Origin of the sequence: Nocardia sp. NPDC050435 (assembly GCF_040655395.1) — a bacterium.
In the GTDB taxonomy this organism is placed as follows: domain Bacteria; phylum Actinomycetota; class Actinomycetes; order Mycobacteriales; family Mycobacteriaceae; genus Nocardia.
Map to the genome: position 1 here is coordinate 222,202 of NZ_JBFAJW010000008.1, position 15,420 is coordinate 237,621.

Below are 15,420 nucleotides of genomic sequence, written 5' to 3' on the forward strand. Positions count from 1 at the left end.
TTGTGCCGCTTACGCTTCCCTCATCGTTTCGAAAGGACACCATGACCGCCGACACCGTCTCCACTCCCGCCGCCGCCTCGGGCACCTTCGCCCTCGGCGGTGACCTGCCGGTCCACCGTCTGGGCTACGGCGCCATGCAGATCACCGGCCCCGGCGTCTGGGGCGACCCCGCCGATCCGGACGAGGCGGTGCGGGTGCTCCGGCGCGCCGTGGAACTCGGCATCACCTTCTTCGACACCGCCGACTCCTACGGCCCGTTCGTCAGCGAGACCCTGATCCGCAAGGCGCTGCACCCCTACGCCGACGACGTGGTGATCGCGACCAAGGGCGGGCTGACCCGGCCCGGCCCCGATGCCTGGCTGACCGTCGGCCGGCCCGAATACCTGCGCCAGCAGGTCGAATTGAGCCTGCGCCACCTCGGGCTCGAACGCATCGACCTGTACCAGCTGCACCGCATCGACCCGAAGGTGCCGCTCGCCGACCAGCTCGGCGAACTGGTGAAGTTGCAGCAGGAGGGCAAGATCCGCCACATCGGGCTCTCCGAGGTCTCGGTCGCCGGGATCAAGCAGGCGAGCAAGATCGCGAAGATCGTCTCGGTGCAGAACCAGTACAACCTGGCCAACCGCGGCGCCGAGGACGTCCTGGACTACTGCGCGGCCAACGACATCGCCTTCATCCCGTGGTTCCCGATGGCCACCGGCGAGCTCGCCCGTCCCGGCGGCCGGCTCGACGCCCTGACTCGCGACGGCGCGTCGCCCTCGCAGCTCGCGCTGGCCTGGCTGCTGCGCCGCTCGCCGGTGCTGCTGCCGATCCCGGGCACCTCCAAGGTCGCCCATCTCGAGGAGAACACCGCTGCGGCCACCATCGAGCTCACCGACGAGGAGTTCGCGGCCCTGTCGGCGCTGAGCGCCCCGGGCGCGGCCCCGCGCGGCGGCCTGCTGTCCCGGCTGGGGCTGGGGCGCAATGGCTGACACGCAGTTGGCGGCCAACGACGCCTCCTATTACTACCTCGCCCGTTCGGGCCGCAATACCGACTGGCCGATGTGGTGGGTGTTCGACGCCGCGGACGGCGCCGCGCCGACCGCGGCCGAGATCACCCGGCACTTCACCGAACGGGCCGAACTGCTGGCCCCGCTGCGCCGCCGGATCCACGAGGTGCCCGCCGGCCTGGGCCATCCGTACTGGGCGGTCGACGACAGCCCGATCGAGAGCCATCTGAGCATCGAGACCGAGCCGCTGGAGTGGGCGCGGTGCCTGGAGCGGATCGGGGCGATCCTGTCCGAGCCGCTGGACGCGCGGGTGCGCGCCTGGCAGGCGCACGTGTTCACCGCCGTCAGCGGGATCGAATCCCTGCCGGGGACCGGCGTTCTGGTGCTGGTGCAGGTCAGCCACGCGCTGCTGGCGGGCCCGGCGATGACCGCGCTGGCGGACACCCTCTTCGCCGCCGATCCGGTGGCACTGATGATCCAGGGCCAGGGCCCGGCCGCGGATCGGCCGCGCACCGGCGTCCCGGCCGTGGCCGGAGCGCTGAGCTGGCCGGCCCGGATGCTGCGCTTCACCCAGGGGGTGCGCGCGGAGAACCGTCGCCTCGCCCGCGACGGCGACGCGGACGACGCCAACATCACCCCGCGCACGAAGACCGTGCTCAACGCGCGGATCGGCGCCGGTCGCGCGGTGCGCACCATCCCGCTGCCGCTGGCGGCCGTGCGCCGGCCGGGCAGCACGGTCACCGCGGTCGGCCTGACCGCGATCTCGCGCGCGCTGGAGCGCTACCTGGATAAACGGTCGGGGGAGTGCCCCGCGGATCTGACGGCGCTGGTGACCGTCGCGCTGCCGCCGAGCCCGGTGCTGGGCGTCAACCACATCGGGGCCGCCGGAGTCGATCTGTTCCCCGCCGAACCGGATCTGGCCGCGCGGGCACGAGCGGTGGAGGACTCGCTGCGGGCGCACCGGGACGCGCCGTCGAGCCGCCGGGAGCTGAACCGGCTGGGCCTGATCGAGCTGCTGCCGAGCCGGGTGTTCCGTGCCCGCTTCGGCACGCTGCCGCCCGCCGACCCGGCCGCGCCCGCCTTCGGGCACACCATTCTCACCAGCATCCGCTGCGAGCCCGCGGGCGCGTGGTCGCTGCTCGGCGGCGCGTTCCGCTTCGCGGGCATGCTGCCGCCGGTGTTCCCGGAGATCGGGCTGGCGCACTCGTTCGTGGGCGCGGGCGATTCCTTCACGCTGTCCGTGGTGGCCGACCCGGCGCTCGTCGCCGAGGTGGACGAGTACGCGGATCTGCTGCGGGCCGCGGTGCACGAGGTCGCCGACGCGCTCACTGCCAGCTGACAACGCCTCGGGCCGCCCGGGTCGCGACAGCCCCTCATCGGCTGTCGGACCCGGGCGGCCCGAGGTCTGTGTCGGTTGTCTACTCGCCGGCGAGCGTCTCGAGGGAGACGCCGCGCCCGCCCAGCCACGGCGCCGGGTCGATCGGGCCGAGCTCGGGGTGGTGCACTTCGTAATGCAGGTGCGGGCCGGTGGACTGGCCGCGGTTGCCGACGGTCGCGATGATGTCGCCCGCGTGGACCTGCTGGCCGACCTGCGCGAGGATCTCGTTGACGTGCCCGTAGACGCCGACCGTGCCGTCGTCCTGCTGCACCCGCACCCACAGGCCGAAGCCGGAGGCGGGGCCCGCCTCGATGACGACGCCGTCGGTGACGGCGGCGATCGGGGCGCCGAGCGCGTCACCGAAGTCGATGCCGTTGTGCATCGCGCCCCAGCGGCTACCGTAGTTGGAGGTCAGTGCGCCCGCGACCGGTCGTACCGTGTGCGGCCGGGTTTCGGTGGCCGGCTTGTTGTTCTCCCAGGGCAGCTCGATCGGGGGCAGCTGCGGCAGGCCGGGGATGGTGTAGGCAACGGCCTGGGCGGCCTGCTTCGGCTCGGTGTTCAGGTCGATGCTCTTGCCGGCTTCGAGCCGGCCGGTCTCGGCGGCCATGTGCTGGTCGGCGCCGGCGAAGACGGCGAGGGAGGCAGTGACAACCGCTGACACGGTGGCCACTTTCGTGGCGGTGCGGCGGCGGGTAGACGTAGTACCGCCGGTCCGCCGCGAAGATAACGGATCGGTTACGGGCATGACTTGAACGTACGGGAGGCCGGTCAGGGCTCCGTAATCTTGTGGCTACCGTCACAGCACCCTAAAAGCCCAGTTCGAAGATCACGGACGGGTAACGAAAGTATCGATAGTTGGAAACGACCTGGGGAAACAGACTCTTTCCCCGAATTCGCCAAAAGTATGCCAATCGATCACACTACGTAAGTGCCGACTAAAGGAGTGCGGGCGCTGGTGGCGCTCGCGGACCCCACCCGGCGGGCCATCTTCGAAGCGCTGCCCGCAGCGCCCCGCGCGGTCGGCGACCTTGCCGCCGCCATGGGAATCAGCAGCTCAGCGGTGTCGCAGCATCTCAAGGTGCTGCGCGATGCCCGGCTGGTGATGATGCGCCCCGATGGCAACCGCCGGCTCTACTCGCTGGATCCGCGAGGCCTCGCCGACGCGCGCGACTACCTGGAACAGTTCTGGCCCAGCGCCCTGGCCGCCTACGCCGCGGCGCTGAGCGCCGCCGAGGATCAGGGCTAACCCACCCGGCGATACGGGGGACGGCGGCGTTCGGTGCCCGGCCAGTGCCGCTGGCTGAGCTGCTTGTCCACGGCGGCGATCACCTCGGTGACCCCGATGCGCAACAGCCCCGCGTCGGGGGTGTCGGCATCCGGATCGCCGACCTGCCCGGCCCAGAGCACCACGTGCCGGCCCAGCAGATGCGGCGGCGGCCCGCCCCAGCGCGGCGGCGTCGGGCCGAACAGCTGCACCGTGCGGGTGCCGAACGCGGTCGCCAGGTGAGCGGCGCCGGTGTCGCCGCACACGACCAGCGCGGCCTCGGCGACGGTCGCGGCGAATTCCAGCAGGCTCTGATCGCCCGCGAGCACCCGGCTGGTCGGCAGCCCGGCCCGCGCGGCCACGCCCAGCGCGATGTCGCGCTCGGACTCGTCGCCGGTGAGCACCACTTCCCGGCCCAGTACCAGCAGATGCCGGACCACGGCCGCGAACCGGTCGGCGGGCCAGCGCCGCGCCTTCTTGCCCGCGCCCACGTGCACGACGACGCAGTCGCGATGGCTGGTGGTCGAGACGGGCGGCACCAGGCCGAGATTGCGGCGGTCGGCGGTCATGCCGTCGGACTCGAGCAATCGGCACCAGCGCTCCACCGGATGCATGTCGGTCTGCCACACGGGGCCTTCCAGATCGGGGAAGGCGGAGTTGCGGTAGCTCAGGATCCGGCCCGGCTCGGTCTTGGTCAGCTCGACGATGCTCTCGGTGCTGGGCCAGTGCAGGTTGACCGCCAGCTGCGGCGGCGGCTCGTCCCAGCGCAGCGCGCCGAGTTCCGGTGTGGGCGCGATCGCGTCCACGGCGGTGGTGAGATCGATGATGGGCTTGAGCCGGTGCGGGGCCGCCAGCACGATGTGATCGCGCGGCTTGGCTCGGCGCAGCGCACGGAGCGCCGGGACCGTGGTGAGCAGATCACCCAGTCCGCGTGCCTGCAGCACGAGTACTACCGCCACCCTCTTCTCCTAGCCACCCGATAGACGCACCGAACCCGACCCTTGGCAGAGCCACTTCTGAAATGACTTCCCAGGGCGCCGCGGCGATAAACCAGGGCGGCGGCAGGCGTTATCCATCGCACACCCGGCTGGGCGCAGTAATGTCGCAGCTGACAGCACCTACGGCGAGAGGAGCGTTCCGATGGCGTCCAAGCTCAACCCGTATATCAGCTTCGGCGATTCCGCCCGAGCCGCGCTCGAGTTCTACCGCGAGGTGTTCGGCGGCGAACTCCGGATCAACACCTTCGGCGAGTTCGGCGATCCGCAGGGCGCGGGCTCCGAGCTGGTCATGCACGGCCAGCTGGAAACGCCCGCCGGCTTCACCCTGATGGTGTCCGACACCCCGCCCGGCATGGAATACCAACCGGGAAGCAGCATTTCGGTCAGCCTCAGCGGCGACGACGCCGACGAGCTGCGCGGCTACTGGGCCAAACTCGCCGAGGGCGGGCAGGTTTCGGTACCCCTGGAGAAGCAGATGTGGGGCGACGAGTTCGGCATGTGCAAGGACAAGTTCGGCGTCGACTGGATGGTCAATATCGGGTCCTCGACGGCGTAGCGGTCTGCGCCACACCCCGGCGCGTTGCCCGGCAAATTCTCAGCGAACGAGCTGAGGTGGGCCTAACATCGCGGGCATGACGACGAGAAACGGTACGACTGAGGGGCCTCTGCAGACGCTCGCCCGCGGGGCCTGGCAAACCATTCTCCTGATGGGCGTCCTGTCCGCGGCGCTCGGCGTGCTGATTCTGGCGTGGCCGGGGCAGACCGCGGTGGTCGCCGGCGTCATCTTCGGCGTCTACCTCCTGGTCAGCGGAGTGCTGCAGCTACTGGCCGCGTTCGGCGCGCCGGCGCGCGCCGGGCTGCGGGTGCTGGCCTTCATCAGCGGCGTGCTCTCGATCATCATCGGGCTCTGCTGCTTCCGGGACCAGTTCGCCGCGGTCTGGCTGCTGGGCCTGTGGATCGGCATCGGCTGGCTGTTCCGCGGCATCACCTCGCTGATGTCGGCGGTGTCCGAGCCGCGACTACCCGGGCGCGGCTGGATGGGCGTGTTCGGCGCGCTCACCGCGATCGCCGGCATCGTGCTGGTCATCTGGCCGTTCGAATCGGCGGTCACGCTGGCCTGGGTGGCGGGCATCTGGCTGGTGGCGCTCGGCATCATGGAGATCATCACCGCGTTCCGGGTCCGCACCGACGCCCGGCGCTGGCAGGTCGGCTCGGTGGATTACCGCCCGCAGCAGTACCGCGTCCCCGCCTCCCACGACGCCACCATCTACCGCTCCGGTCAGCCGGCGGCCGCCGGGCGGCACGCGCTGGAAAATCGGCAGCCGGAAACCCACGACAGTATGTAGTAGACAGGCGCGCGATCCACTAGCGTGAGCGCATGGATTTCGTTTACAAGCTGGTGGTCGTCACCCACCTGCTCGGCATGGCCGCGGTGGTCGGCGGCTACCTGGCCGGGCAGCCGAAGGTCAATGAGGTCATGGTGTGGGGCGCCCGGGCGCAGCTGATCACCGGGGTGATCCTGGTGGGGCTGGCCGAGTCGATCGACTCGCTCGGCAAGGACCCGAACATGACCAAGATCGGCGTCAAGCTGGTCGTCTCCGTGCTCGTCGCGGCCTTCGCCGAGATGGGCCGCGCGGATGCCAAACGGGGCAAGGACATTCCGTGGATGACCCATGCCGCGGGCGGTCTCGCGATCGCCAACGTGCTCGTCGCGACGCTCTGGACCTGAGCCGGAAGCGGGCCCCGGCAACCGCCGGGGCCCGCTCGCTCAGGACTCGAACAGCGACTGTCCGATATACCCGCCGGGTGCCGTGATCCCCGGCGGGATCACGAACACCGACGACCCCACCGGCGTGGTCCACACATTGAGGGCGTCGAAATCCGCCAGGCGCTGCTGCACCGGCAGATACTGCGCGTCCACGTCACGCTGGAACGCCGCGAACAGCAGCCCCGAGTTGGAGACCTGGCCCGGCTCGGGCGCGTCGTCGTAGTTGTAGCCGCGGCGCAGGAACCGTTCCCCGTCATGGGTGTGGCGGGCCCGCGCGATGTGCGACGACTGCGGGATGACCGGGATGCCGTTCTGGTCGACCGCCGCGAAATCCGGCTGATCGGACTCCACCGTCCCGGTCAGCGGCGCACCGCTGTCGATCCTGCGGCCGACGCTGAGTTCGCGGCCGTCCGGGTCGATCTCGTCCCAGGTCTCCAGGTTCATCGCGATCCGCCGCAGCACCAGCGAGGTGCCGCCCGCCAACCACGGCTGGGTCGCCCCGTCGTCCCAGACCAGGCGGTCGAAATCGGCGGCGGCGAGGTTCTCGGTGCCGTCGATCTGGCCCATCAGGTTGCGCGGCGTCTGCCCCGGCGCGGCATTGCGGAAACCGCGCTGCACCCAGCGCACCGTGGTCAGCGTGGTGACGCTGCGGCACAGCACCCGCACCGCGTGCGCCACCGTGGTCGCCTCGTCCGCGCACACCTGCAGCACCAGATCGCCGTCGCTCCAGCGTGATTCGAGCCGGTCGATCCGGAACGGCGGCAGCGGGCGCAGCCAGTCCGGCCGCCGGTGCCCGAGGCCCGCGATCGTGAAGACCGCGGGCCCGAGGCCGAAGGTGACGGTGAGGCGGGCCGGACGCCGGGTCAGCTGCGGTTCGGTGTCGGCGAGCGCGGGGCCGCCCTGGGTGAGGCGGGCCGCGTCGCCGGACCAGATCTGCAGGATGCCCGTGATGTCCGCGCGGGTGCTGCCCGGCCGCAGGTCGAGTCCGACGAAGGCGACGTGATCCTGTGGCGCGGTGGCGATCCCGGCCTGATGGCGGCCGTAGAACGGTTCCGTCGCGGCCGGTCCGGGACCGGCGTGGGCCGGGTCGGTGCGGCTCAGGGCGACCGCGCCGACGCTGAGCCCGGCGACGCCCGCCGCGGCGGCACCGCCGCCGAGCAGACGTCGCCGGGTGAACCCGCCGGGCCGCGTCCGCGGCTCAGGCACCGGGCGCGGGTGTCGGCCGCGGGCCGTGCTCGCCCTCGGTGCCGTACTCCTCCTGGTTGCCCGGAAAGTCGCGCACCTGGGCGGTGAACGACTTGGCCGAGCCGTCGCCGAAGACCAGGGTGATCGGGGTGTCCGAACCGGTGCGCAGCGCCTGGTGCAGGCCGATGAACATGATGTGGTCGGCGCCCGGCTTCAGGGTGAGCGTGGCGTGCGGCGCGATGGTGTAGCCGCCGGGCTTGGCCTGCATCAGCTTGGTGCCGTCGGGCTTGGTCAGCATCTCGTGCAGTTCGATGCTCGCCGAGACGGGGCTGGACCCGGCCACCACGGTGATCGGCTGATCGCTGTCGTTGGTGAGGGTGCCGAACGCGGCCGACATGCCGCCCGGCGCGGCCTTGACCCACTGGTCGGCGATGGTGACCCGATCGGCGCTGGACGCGGCGGCGGTGTCGTCGTTCGAGGAACAGGCGACCAGCAGGAGCGGGATCGCGGTCAGTGCGGCCGTGCCGCGGGCGAGGCGGGAAAAGGGCATGGAGGTACTCCTGGTGTGAGAGGCCGGGTCGCGGCGGTGCTAAAAGGCAACGCGGACAGCGCCGCCGGCCGAGCGGATTGGGTGGAGCAGGGGGTCTTGTCGAGCGAGCGCGGTTCGGGTTCGCGGAACGCCGCTCGGGTGAGCGCGTGGGCTCGGTCCGAGCGCATTGGTCTCGTTCACTGGACAACGCGCAGTGTGGGAGGCATGCGGTCTCGTTCACTGGGCGACGTGCGGTGTGGAGGCGTGTGTCTCGTTCACTGGGCGACGTGCGGTGTGGAGGCATGCCTGTCGCCCACAGGACAACGCGCAGTGCCGAGGCACGCGGTGGCCCCACAGAGCGACATCTGCGTGTGCGCGGATGTAGTGGAACGCGGGCTCGCGGGCGACGGTGGTTCCGGCCTTGCGGAAACCGTCAGGCGAAGGCGGGTGGCCCCCTGGTTCCCGGGCCCGAGCTGAGGAGGAATCGACGCGCGACGCGGATCGCGGGGTCGACGGCGATCGACGTCGCGGCCCGGTGGGCAGTAGGGCGGGTGCGCAGGGCGTGCACGACGCAACGGACGCTCGACGCGGCGCGCGCGAGACCGGCTTCGGCGGCGCGAATCAGCAACGCGCCCAAGGGGATCGCGAGCACGTGCGCGAGCAGCATCGGCCCGTCGGCATGGGAGCCGGGCTGATGGCACGGCGCGAGGGTCAGGGCGGTGTGCCCGATCGCCTGGCCCGCCGCGAGCAACAGCACCAACTCGGCGAAACCGGTGCGCTCGCGCAATGCGCCGACAACCACGCCGACCACCGCACACGCGCCCAGCAGGAGCACGATCGACGAATCACCGGGTGACACCATGCCGCCGCCGAGGGCGTGCGCCGCGATACTCACCGCACCCGAGGCGGATCCGACGAGTGCACCGCGCAGTCGCGCCGCTACCTCCGCCGGTTGTCGCACCCGCACATACTACTGCCGGTCGTAGGCGTGGTCGACGCGGGATCGCGACGGATGTCGGCCGGTTCCGCCGTCCCGGCCGAATCCCTGCCGGTTCCGCTGTCGCGACCGAATGCCAGCCGGGTCCACAGTCGCCGGCCCCCTGAGCGGAGATCTCGGGCCGTTGTCCGAGGACCGCACCGGCAGCGTCGGCTCTGAAGTGCCACGGCCGACCGCGCGTATCCGTTTACGCCGCTGCACCGGCCGCGCCGCTTCCACCGCAGTCGGTCGAGACTCGGGAGTCTTTCCTCAGACCGGCCGGAACCCCGCGCCGATCCCGCCGATCTCCTCGATGTCGGCCAGGATCATCCCGATCTGGGTGGCCACCGCGGGGTCGGGGCCCGGCGGGCCGCCGACGGCCGCGGTCAGCGTTTCCACGCGCAGGTGCCCGACGTTCATGCCGACGAGCTGATCGCCCAGCGTGACCGGCGCCCCGGAATCCCCGGACTGCGAGCCCGCTTCGTTGCGGAACCACCACGGGTGCGCGTCCCGCACCACGCCGCAATCGAATCCGGTGGTGCGCCCGTTCTTGCACACCCGATCTCCGGCCCGCGCGGGCGCGCCGATGCCGTCGATCCGGGTGTCCGCGACCTGCCGCACCGGCCGCACCATATCCGGGTCGAACTCGATGACGGCGTAGTCGTCTTCGTAGTCCACCAGCGCGACCGTCCCGACCGCCCCGTCGTGCGCCGCCCGCTCGCCCCGCACCACCATCCCCACCTCGGTGCAGTGCCCGGCGGTCAACCCGACCAGCCGCCGCGCCCGGTCGTACCCGATCGTGGTCAGCGTGCACGCGACCTGCTCACCCAGCACGATCCCCGACCCGCCCCCGAGCACCACCGGCTGCACCGCCACCCCCCGCCCGGCGCACAGCACGGCGGCGGGCAGCACCACGAGCACGGCCAGCATCAGGGGTAATCGGACTCGCGCGACGGCGAACATACAGTCAACTGTGCCTGCCCCGCCAAACCCCTGGGCTTCCCTTCCGTTGCAGGTAGGACACGGTTCGGCTGGTGTCCCGGGCAGTGCCGGGTCCGGACCGCGGCAGCCGCGCGCACCGAACGCGAAACGGCCGCGGGGATCGAAATCCCCGCGGCCGTCTCAGTTCCGTTCGGTCAGCGGACGAAGATCGCGGCCTGTTCCGCGAGGTCGAGCAGGGGCTGGGGGAAGACGCCCAGGAGCAGGGTCGCGGCGGCGGTGGTGCCGACGACGGTCCAGGTGAGGGCCGGGTGGACGATCACGGGGGCGTCGGCGGGCGGGTCGGTGAAGAACATCAGGACGATCACGCGGACGTAGAAGAAGGCCGCGACGGCGCTGCAGAGCACGCCGACGACGACCAGGTAGGGCGCGTGGTCGGCGGCGGCCGCCTGGAAGACCGCGAACTTGGCGACGAAGCCGGAGGTGAGCGGGATCCCGGCGAAGGAGAGCAGGAACAGCGCGAACAGCGAGGCCAGCCAGGGGGACCGGCGGCCCAGCCCGGCCCACTGCGACAGCGCCGTGGCCTCGGTGCCGTCCGCGCTGCGGACCAGGCTGACGACGGCGAAGGCGCCGAGCGTGCCCAGGCCGTAGGCGGCCAGGTAGAACAGGATCGCGGCCGTGCCCGCGTCGGTGGCCGCGACCAGGCCGACCATGAGGAATCCGGCGTGCGCGACCGAGGAGTACGCGAGCATGCGCTTGACGTCGGTCTGGGTGATGGCCAGCACCGCGCCGGCCACCATGGTGGCGATGGCGACGGCGGCGAGCACCGGCCGCCAGTCGTCGCGCAGGCTCGGCACGCCGAGCTGGATGACCCGCACCAGCGCGCCCACCGCGGCGATCTTGGTGGCGGCGGCCATGAACGCGGTCACCGGGGTCGGCGCGCCCTGATAGACGTCGGGCACCCAGGACTGGAACGGCACCGCGCCGATCTTGAACAGCAGGCCCACCGCGAGCATCGCCAAACCGAGCAGCGCCAGCAGCGCGTTGGAGGGATGCGCGACGAGCGCGTCGGAGATTCCGGCCAGCCGCACCGTCCCGGCCTGGCCGTAGAGCAGGGCCACACCGTAGAGGAAGAACGCCGAGGAGAACGCGCCCAGCAGGAAGTACTTCAGCGCCGCCTCCTGGGAGAGCAGCCGCTGCCGCCGCGCCAGCCCGCACAGCAGATACAGCGGCAGCGACAGCACTTCCAGCGCGACGAACATGGTGAGCAGGTCGTTGGCGGCCGGGAACAGCAGCAGGCCGCCGATGGCGAGCAGGGTGAGCGGGAAGACCTCGGTGGTGGCGATGCCGGCGTTCGCGGCGGTTCGTTCCGCGGCGCTGCCGGGCACGGCCGAGGCCTGCGGGGTGAACGCGTCCGCGACGCTCGGGCGGGCGGACTGCAACGCCCAGGTGCCGGGCCCGGAGCGCCGCTCGATCGTGGGCTGGGCGTGGCGCTCGGCCATGAACACCACGCCGAGCAGCGACACCACCAGGATGGTGCCCTGCAGGAACAGGCTGACCCCGTCGATCGCGACCGCGCCGACGACGGCCGTGGCCGAGGTGCCTGCCAGGCCGATCACCACCACGAGCGCCGCGCCCAGGGCGAGCACGGCGAGCAGCACGTGGGTGAGGTAGCGGGCGGGTCGGGGGATGAACGCCTCGACCAGCACGCCGAGCACCGCCGCCCCGAAGACGATCAGCATCGGCAGGATCAGGCTGTACTCGATGCTCGGTGCGGGCACGGTGGCCGCGAGAACTGCGGTGGTCACTTGTGCGTACCTCCGTGGCTGACGGCCGCTCCGGCCTCGGTGACGGCGGGGACGGTCGGCTCCGGGTCCTGTCGTCCGATGGTGGTGAGGGTCTGGTTCACCGCCGGATCGATGAAGTCCAGCACCGGTTTCGGGTACACCCCGAGGAAGATCAGCGCGGCGATCAGCGGCACCACCACGGCGAGTTCGCGGGGGACCAGATCGTGGATGCGCTCGTTGCCCTCGGTCACCGGCCCGGTCATCATCCGCTGGTACATCCAGAGCACGTAGAGCGCGGCCAGCACCAGGGCGACCGAGGCGATCACCGCGGCCACCTGGTAGCGGCTGAATGTGCCGACCAGGACCAGGAATTCGCTGACGAAGGGCGCCAGTCCGGGCAGGGACAGCGTGGCCAGGCCGGCGATGAAGAAGGTGCCCGCCAGCACCGGGGCCACCTTCTGCACGCCGCCGTAGTCGGCGATGAGGCGGGTGCCGCGCCGCGACACCAGGAATCCGGCGACCAGGAACAGCGCGGCGGTGGAGATGCCGTGGTTCACCATGTACAGCGTCGCGCCGGTCTGGCCCTGGCTGGTCATGGCGAAGATGCCGAGGATGATGAACCCGAAGTGCGAGATCGAGGTGTAGGCGATCAGGCGCATGACGTCGGTTTGGCCGATGGCCAGCACGGCGCCGTAGACGATGCCGATCACCGCGAGCGTGATCACCAGTGGCGCATACGTTGCGGCGGCGTCGGGGAACAGGGTCAGGCAGTAGCGCAGCATGCCGAAGGTGCCGACCTTGTCGACGATCGCCATCATCAGCACCGCGCTAGACGGGGTCGCGGCGACGGCGGCGTCGGGCAGCCAGGTGTGCAGCGGCCACAGCGGCGCCTTCACCGCGAAGGCGAACATGAAGCCGAGGAACAGCGCGTTGAGCACGGCCGGGGCGGCGCCGAGCTGGCCGGAGTTGGCGGCGGCGACCACGATCCGCAGGTCGAAGCTGCCGGCGCCGTCGGGGCCGAGCGATTCGCGGGCGGTGAGGACGTAGAGGCCGATCACCGCGGCGAGCATGACGAGTCCGCCGAACAGGTTGTACAGCAGGAACTTCACCGCGGCCCGGGAGCGCTGCTGCCGCAGCGCCGGATCCGCGCCGCGCGGGCCGAAGCCGCCGATGAGGAAGTACATCGGGATCAGCATGGCTTCGAAGAAGACGTAGAACAGCAGGATGTCCAGCGACAGGAACGACATCAGCACCATCGCCTCGACCAGCAGCGTGAGCGCCATGTAGGTGTGCGTCACCCGCTTGCCGCCGCCGACCTCGCGGTCGTCGTGCCAGCCCGCCAGCACCAGGATCGGCACCAGCGCGGCCGTCAGCAGCACCAGCACCAGGGCGATCCCGTCGACCCCGAGCGTGTATCCGGCCCCGAAAGCCGGTATCCACTGGTGGGATTCGACGAACTGGTACTGCTCGCCGCCGGGTTCGAACCGCACCGCCACGAGCACGGCCAGTACCAGCGTCGCGAGCGCCACCGTGAACGCGACCGACCGGGCGAGTGTGCGCTGCGCGGCCGGAAGCACCAGCACCGCCGCGGCGCCCACGACCGGCAGCAACCACAGGGTGGTCAACCAGGGGAAGTTGTTCACCGCAGCCTTCCTTCACTTCGGGGGGCGGTCCCGGCGATCAGCGCACCGGGACAACGGATTTCGGCAGTTCGGTCGCTCACCAGATCCGCACCGCCAGCAGGGCCGCGGCCACCAGGGCCGCGCCGGTGAACATGGACAGTGCGTAGGAGCGGACGAAGCCGGTCTGCACGCGGCGGGCGCGGGCGGACAGACCGCCGATGACAGCGGCTGTGCTGTTCACGATTCCGTCGACGCCGCGGTTGTCGAGGAAAACCAGGGCGCGGGTGAAGTGGCGGCCGGGGCGCATGAGCACGCCCTCGTTGAAGGCGTCGCCGTAGAGGTCGCGGCGGGCCGCGACGGTGAGCACGCTCGCGGGTTCCGGTGCGGTCTGCGGGATTTCCTTCTCGTAGTACTCGCGCAGGGCGACGCCCACGCCGATGACCACCACGCCGAGGGCCAGCACGGTGACCACCCAGGCGGGCAGCACGTGTTCGCCGTGGTGCTCGCCGACCACCGGGGCCAGCCAGTTCTGCAGCGAGGACCCCATGACCAGCAGCACACCGGAGAACACCGAGCCGACCGCCAGCAGCATCATCGGCCCGGCCATGCTGATCGGCGCCTCGTGCGGATGGGTGTCCTCTTTCCAGCGCCGTTTGCCGAAGAAGGTCATCAGCATCACCCGCGTCATGTAGAAGGCGGTGAGCCCGGCGCCGAGCAGCGCGACGGTGCCCAGGGTCCAGCCCTTGGCGCCGCCCGCGTTGAAGGCCGTCTCGATGATCTTGTCCTTGGAGAAGAACCCGGCGAACGGCGGCACCCCGATGATCGCGAGGTAGCCGAGCCCGAAGGTGGCGAAGGTGACCGGCAGCAGTGTGCGCAGGCCGCCGTAGCGGCGCATGTCGGTCTCGTCGTTCATCGCGTGCATCACCGAGCCGGCGCCGAGGAACAGCCCGGCCTTGAAGAAGCCGTGCGTGAGCAGGTGCATGATCGCGAACGCGTATCCGGCCGGGCCGAGACCGGCGGCCAGGAACATGTACCCGATCTGGCTCATCGTGGACGCGGCCAGCGCCTTCTTGATGTCGTCCTTGGCGCAGCCGATGATCGCACCGAAGAGCAGGGTGACCGCGCCGACGATGACCACGCCGAGCTGCGCGCCGGGCGCGAGATCGAAAATGGGCCCGGAGCGCGCGATCAGGTAGACGCCGGCGGTGACCATGGTGGCCGCGTGGATGAGCGCCGACACCGGGGTCGGGCCCTCCATCGCGTCCCCGAGCCAGGATTGCAGCGGCACCTGCGCGGATTTACCGCACGCGCCCAGCAGCAGCAACAGGCCGATGGCGGTGAGCGTGCCCTCGGTGGCCTGCGGCGCGGCCGCGAAGACCTCGCCGAACCCGATGCTGCCGAAGGTGGCGAACATCATGAACAGCGCGATCGCCAGACCCATGTCGCCGACCCGGTTGACCACGAACGCCTTCTTGGCCGCCGTTGCCGCACTGGGCTTTTCGTGCCAGAACCCGATCAGCAGGTAGGAGGCCAGGCCGACGCCCTCCCAGCCGAGGAACAGCACCAGGTAGTTGTTCGCCAGGACCAGCACCAGCATGGCCGCCAGGAACAGGTTGAGGTAGGCGAAGAAGCGCCGCCGGTTCGGGTCGTGCGCCATGTAGCCGATCGAGTAGATGTGGATCAGCGAACCCACACCCGTGATCAGCAGCGCGAAACACATGGACAGCTGGTCGAGCTGGAGCCCCATCGGGACTTCCAGCCCGGCCACCGGCACCCATTCGAACAGGTCGGTGTGCACGGCGCGGGCCGCGTCCGCGCGGCCGAGCATCCCGAAGAAGGCGATGGCGGCGAAGCCGAAGGAGACCACCGCGGCGAAGGTGCCGAGCAGGTGGCCCCACTTGTCGCTGAAACGACCGGAGAGCAGCAGGATTACGGCGCCTGCCAGGGGCAGGGCGGGCATGAGCCACAGCGTTGCGGTCTCCATG

15 protein-coding genes are annotated in these 15,420 nt (G+C 70.9%); 6 read left to right on the forward strand and 9 right to left on the reverse strand.

The genetic code is table 11. The annotated features are described in order from the left end of the window. Positions 1-41: 41 nt before the first annotated feature. Both AB0I43_RS24755 and AB0I43_RS24760 read left to right on the forward strand, forming a co-directional pair. Complete coding sequence (locus tag AB0I43_RS24755) at positions 42-971, forward strand: aldo/keto reductase (RefSeq protein ID WP_357432672.1); 930 nt, start codon at positions 42-44, stop codon at positions 969-971. Further along, entirely contained in the window at positions 964-2,328 is a 1,365-nt protein-coding gene (locus AB0I43_RS24760; protein ID WP_356974391.1) for a wax ester/triacylglycerol synthase domain-containing protein, read from the forward strand. Before AB0I43_RS24755 ends, AB0I43_RS24760 begins: the two co-directional genes overlap by 8 nt. A 79-nt stretch (positions 2,329-2,407) precedes the next feature. On the opposite strand, the gene AB0I43_RS24765 is transcribed toward AB0I43_RS24760, so the two are convergent. Continuing rightward, complete coding sequence (locus AB0I43_RS24765) at positions 2,408-3,028, reverse strand: M23 family metallopeptidase (protein WP_356974390.1); 621 nt, start codon at positions 3,026-3,028, stop codon at positions 2,408-2,410. Between the two features lie 267 nt (positions 3,029-3,295). Between AB0I43_RS24765 and AB0I43_RS24770 the strand changes: the two genes are divergently transcribed. Then, positions 3,296-3,613, forward strand: a complete 318-nt coding sequence (locus AB0I43_RS24770) for a metalloregulator ArsR/SmtB family transcription factor (RefSeq protein WP_356974389.1) — start codon at positions 3,296-3,298, stop codon at positions 3,611-3,613. Here the strand turns inward: AB0I43_RS24770 and AB0I43_RS24775 are convergent. Then, positions 3,610-4,590 (reverse strand): glycosyltransferase family 9 protein, encoded by a 981-nt coding sequence (locus tag AB0I43_RS24775; RefSeq protein WP_356974388.1) that lies wholly within the window; start codon positions 4,588-4,590, stop codon positions 3,610-3,612. The genes AB0I43_RS24770 and AB0I43_RS24775 overlap by 4 nt on opposite strands. A gap of 181 nt (positions 4,591-4,771) precedes the next feature. On the opposite strand from AB0I43_RS24775, the gene AB0I43_RS24780 reads away from it, so the two are divergent. From AB0I43_RS24780 to AB0I43_RS24790, 3 genes are all read left to right on the forward strand, one after another. Then, positions 4,772-5,185 carry a VOC family protein gene (locus AB0I43_RS24780; RefSeq protein WP_356974387.1) on the forward strand — a complete coding sequence of 138 codons (414 nt, stop codon included), beginning with the start codon at positions 4,772-4,774 and terminating at the stop codon, positions 5,183-5,185. Positions 5,186-5,261: 76 nt separating this feature from the next. Continuing rightward, a complete protein-coding gene (locus AB0I43_RS24785; RefSeq protein ID WP_357432673.1) occupies positions 5,262-5,975 on the forward strand; it encodes an HdeD family acid-resistance protein in 714 nt (237 codons plus the stop codon). Between the two features lie 32 nt (positions 5,976-6,007). Beyond that, on the forward strand, positions 6,008-6,358 hold the full coding sequence (locus AB0I43_RS24790) for a hypothetical protein (protein WP_356974385.1): 351 nt from the start codon (positions 6,008-6,010) through the stop codon (positions 6,356-6,358). Between the two features lie 39 nt (positions 6,359-6,397). Here the strand turns inward: AB0I43_RS24790 and AB0I43_RS24795 are convergent, their stop codons facing one another. The 7 genes from AB0I43_RS24795 to nuoL all read right to left on the reverse strand — a co-directional run bounded on the left by AB0I43_RS24795 (position 6,398) and on the right by nuoL (position 15,419). Next, a complete protein-coding gene (locus tag AB0I43_RS24795; protein WP_356974384.1) occupies positions 6,398-7,603 on the reverse strand; it encodes a Dyp-type peroxidase in 1,206 nt (401 codons plus the stop codon). After that, the gene (locus tag AB0I43_RS24800) at positions 7,596-8,132 is read right to left on the reverse strand and encodes a copper chaperone PCu(A)C (RefSeq protein ID WP_356974383.1); all 537 of its coding nucleotides are present in this window, start codon (positions 8,130-8,132) and stop codon (positions 7,596-7,598) included. Before AB0I43_RS24800 ends, AB0I43_RS24795 begins: the two co-directional genes overlap by 8 nt. A gap of 412 nt (positions 8,133-8,544) precedes the next feature. Next, on the reverse strand, positions 8,545-9,072 hold the full coding sequence (locus tag AB0I43_RS24805; RefSeq protein WP_356974382.1) for a hypothetical protein: 528 nt from the start codon (positions 9,070-9,072) through the stop codon (positions 8,545-8,547). 285 nt (positions 9,073-9,357) lie between these two features. Then, a complete protein-coding gene (locus AB0I43_RS24810; protein WP_356974381.1) occupies positions 9,358-10,050 on the reverse strand; it encodes a S1 family peptidase in 693 nt (230 codons plus the stop codon). A 173-nt stretch (positions 10,051-10,223) separates the two neighbouring features. After that, entirely contained in the window at positions 10,224-11,834 is a 1,611-nt protein-coding gene (gene nuoN, locus AB0I43_RS24815) for an NADH-quinone oxidoreductase subunit NuoN (protein WP_356974380.1), read from the reverse strand. Continuing rightward, positions 11,831-13,456 (reverse strand): NADH-quinone oxidoreductase subunit M, encoded by a 1,626-nt coding sequence (locus tag AB0I43_RS24820; protein ID WP_356974379.1) that lies wholly within the window; start codon positions 13,454-13,456, stop codon positions 11,831-11,833. Before AB0I43_RS24820 ends, nuoN begins: the two co-directional genes overlap by 4 nt. Positions 13,457-13,532: 76 nt before the next feature. Beyond that, complete coding sequence (gene nuoL / locus AB0I43_RS24825; protein WP_356974378.1) at positions 13,533-15,419, reverse strand: NADH-quinone oxidoreductase subunit L; 1,887 nt, start codon at positions 15,417-15,419, stop codon at positions 13,533-13,535. Position 15,420 lies beyond the last annotated feature (1 nt).

Excerpts from the sequence above, each read along its gene's own strand:
- AB0I43_RS24810 (WP_356974381.1), bottom strand. The coding sequence starts at position 10,050 with ATGTTCGCCGTCGCGCGAGTCCGATTACCCCTGATGCTGGCCGTGCTC.
- nuoL (WP_356974378.1), bottom strand. The coding sequence starts at position 15,419 with ATGGAGACCGCAACGCTGTGGCTCATGCCCGCCCTGCCCCTGGCAGGC.
- AB0I43_RS24790 (WP_356974385.1), top strand. The coding sequence starts at position 6,008 with ATGGATTTCGTTTACAAGCTGGTGGTCGTCACCCACCTGCTCGGCATG.
- AB0I43_RS24760 (WP_356974391.1), top strand. The coding sequence starts at position 964 with ATGGCTGACACGCAGTTGGCGGCCAACGACGCCTCCTATTACTACCTC.
- AB0I43_RS24780 (WP_356974387.1), top strand. The coding sequence starts at position 4,772 with ATGGCGTCCAAGCTCAACCCGTATATCAGCTTCGGCGATTCCGCCCGA.
- AB0I43_RS24785 (WP_357432673.1), top strand. The coding sequence starts at position 5,262 with ATGACGACGAGAAACGGTACGACTGAGGGGCCTCTGCAGACGCTCGCC.
- AB0I43_RS24755 (WP_357432672.1), top strand. The coding sequence starts at position 42 with ATGACCGCCGACACCGTCTCCACTCCCGCCGCCGCCTCGGGCACCTTC.
- AB0I43_RS24800 (WP_356974383.1), bottom strand. The coding sequence starts at position 8,132 with ATGCCCTTTTCCCGCCTCGCCCGCGGCACGGCCGCACTGACCGCGATC.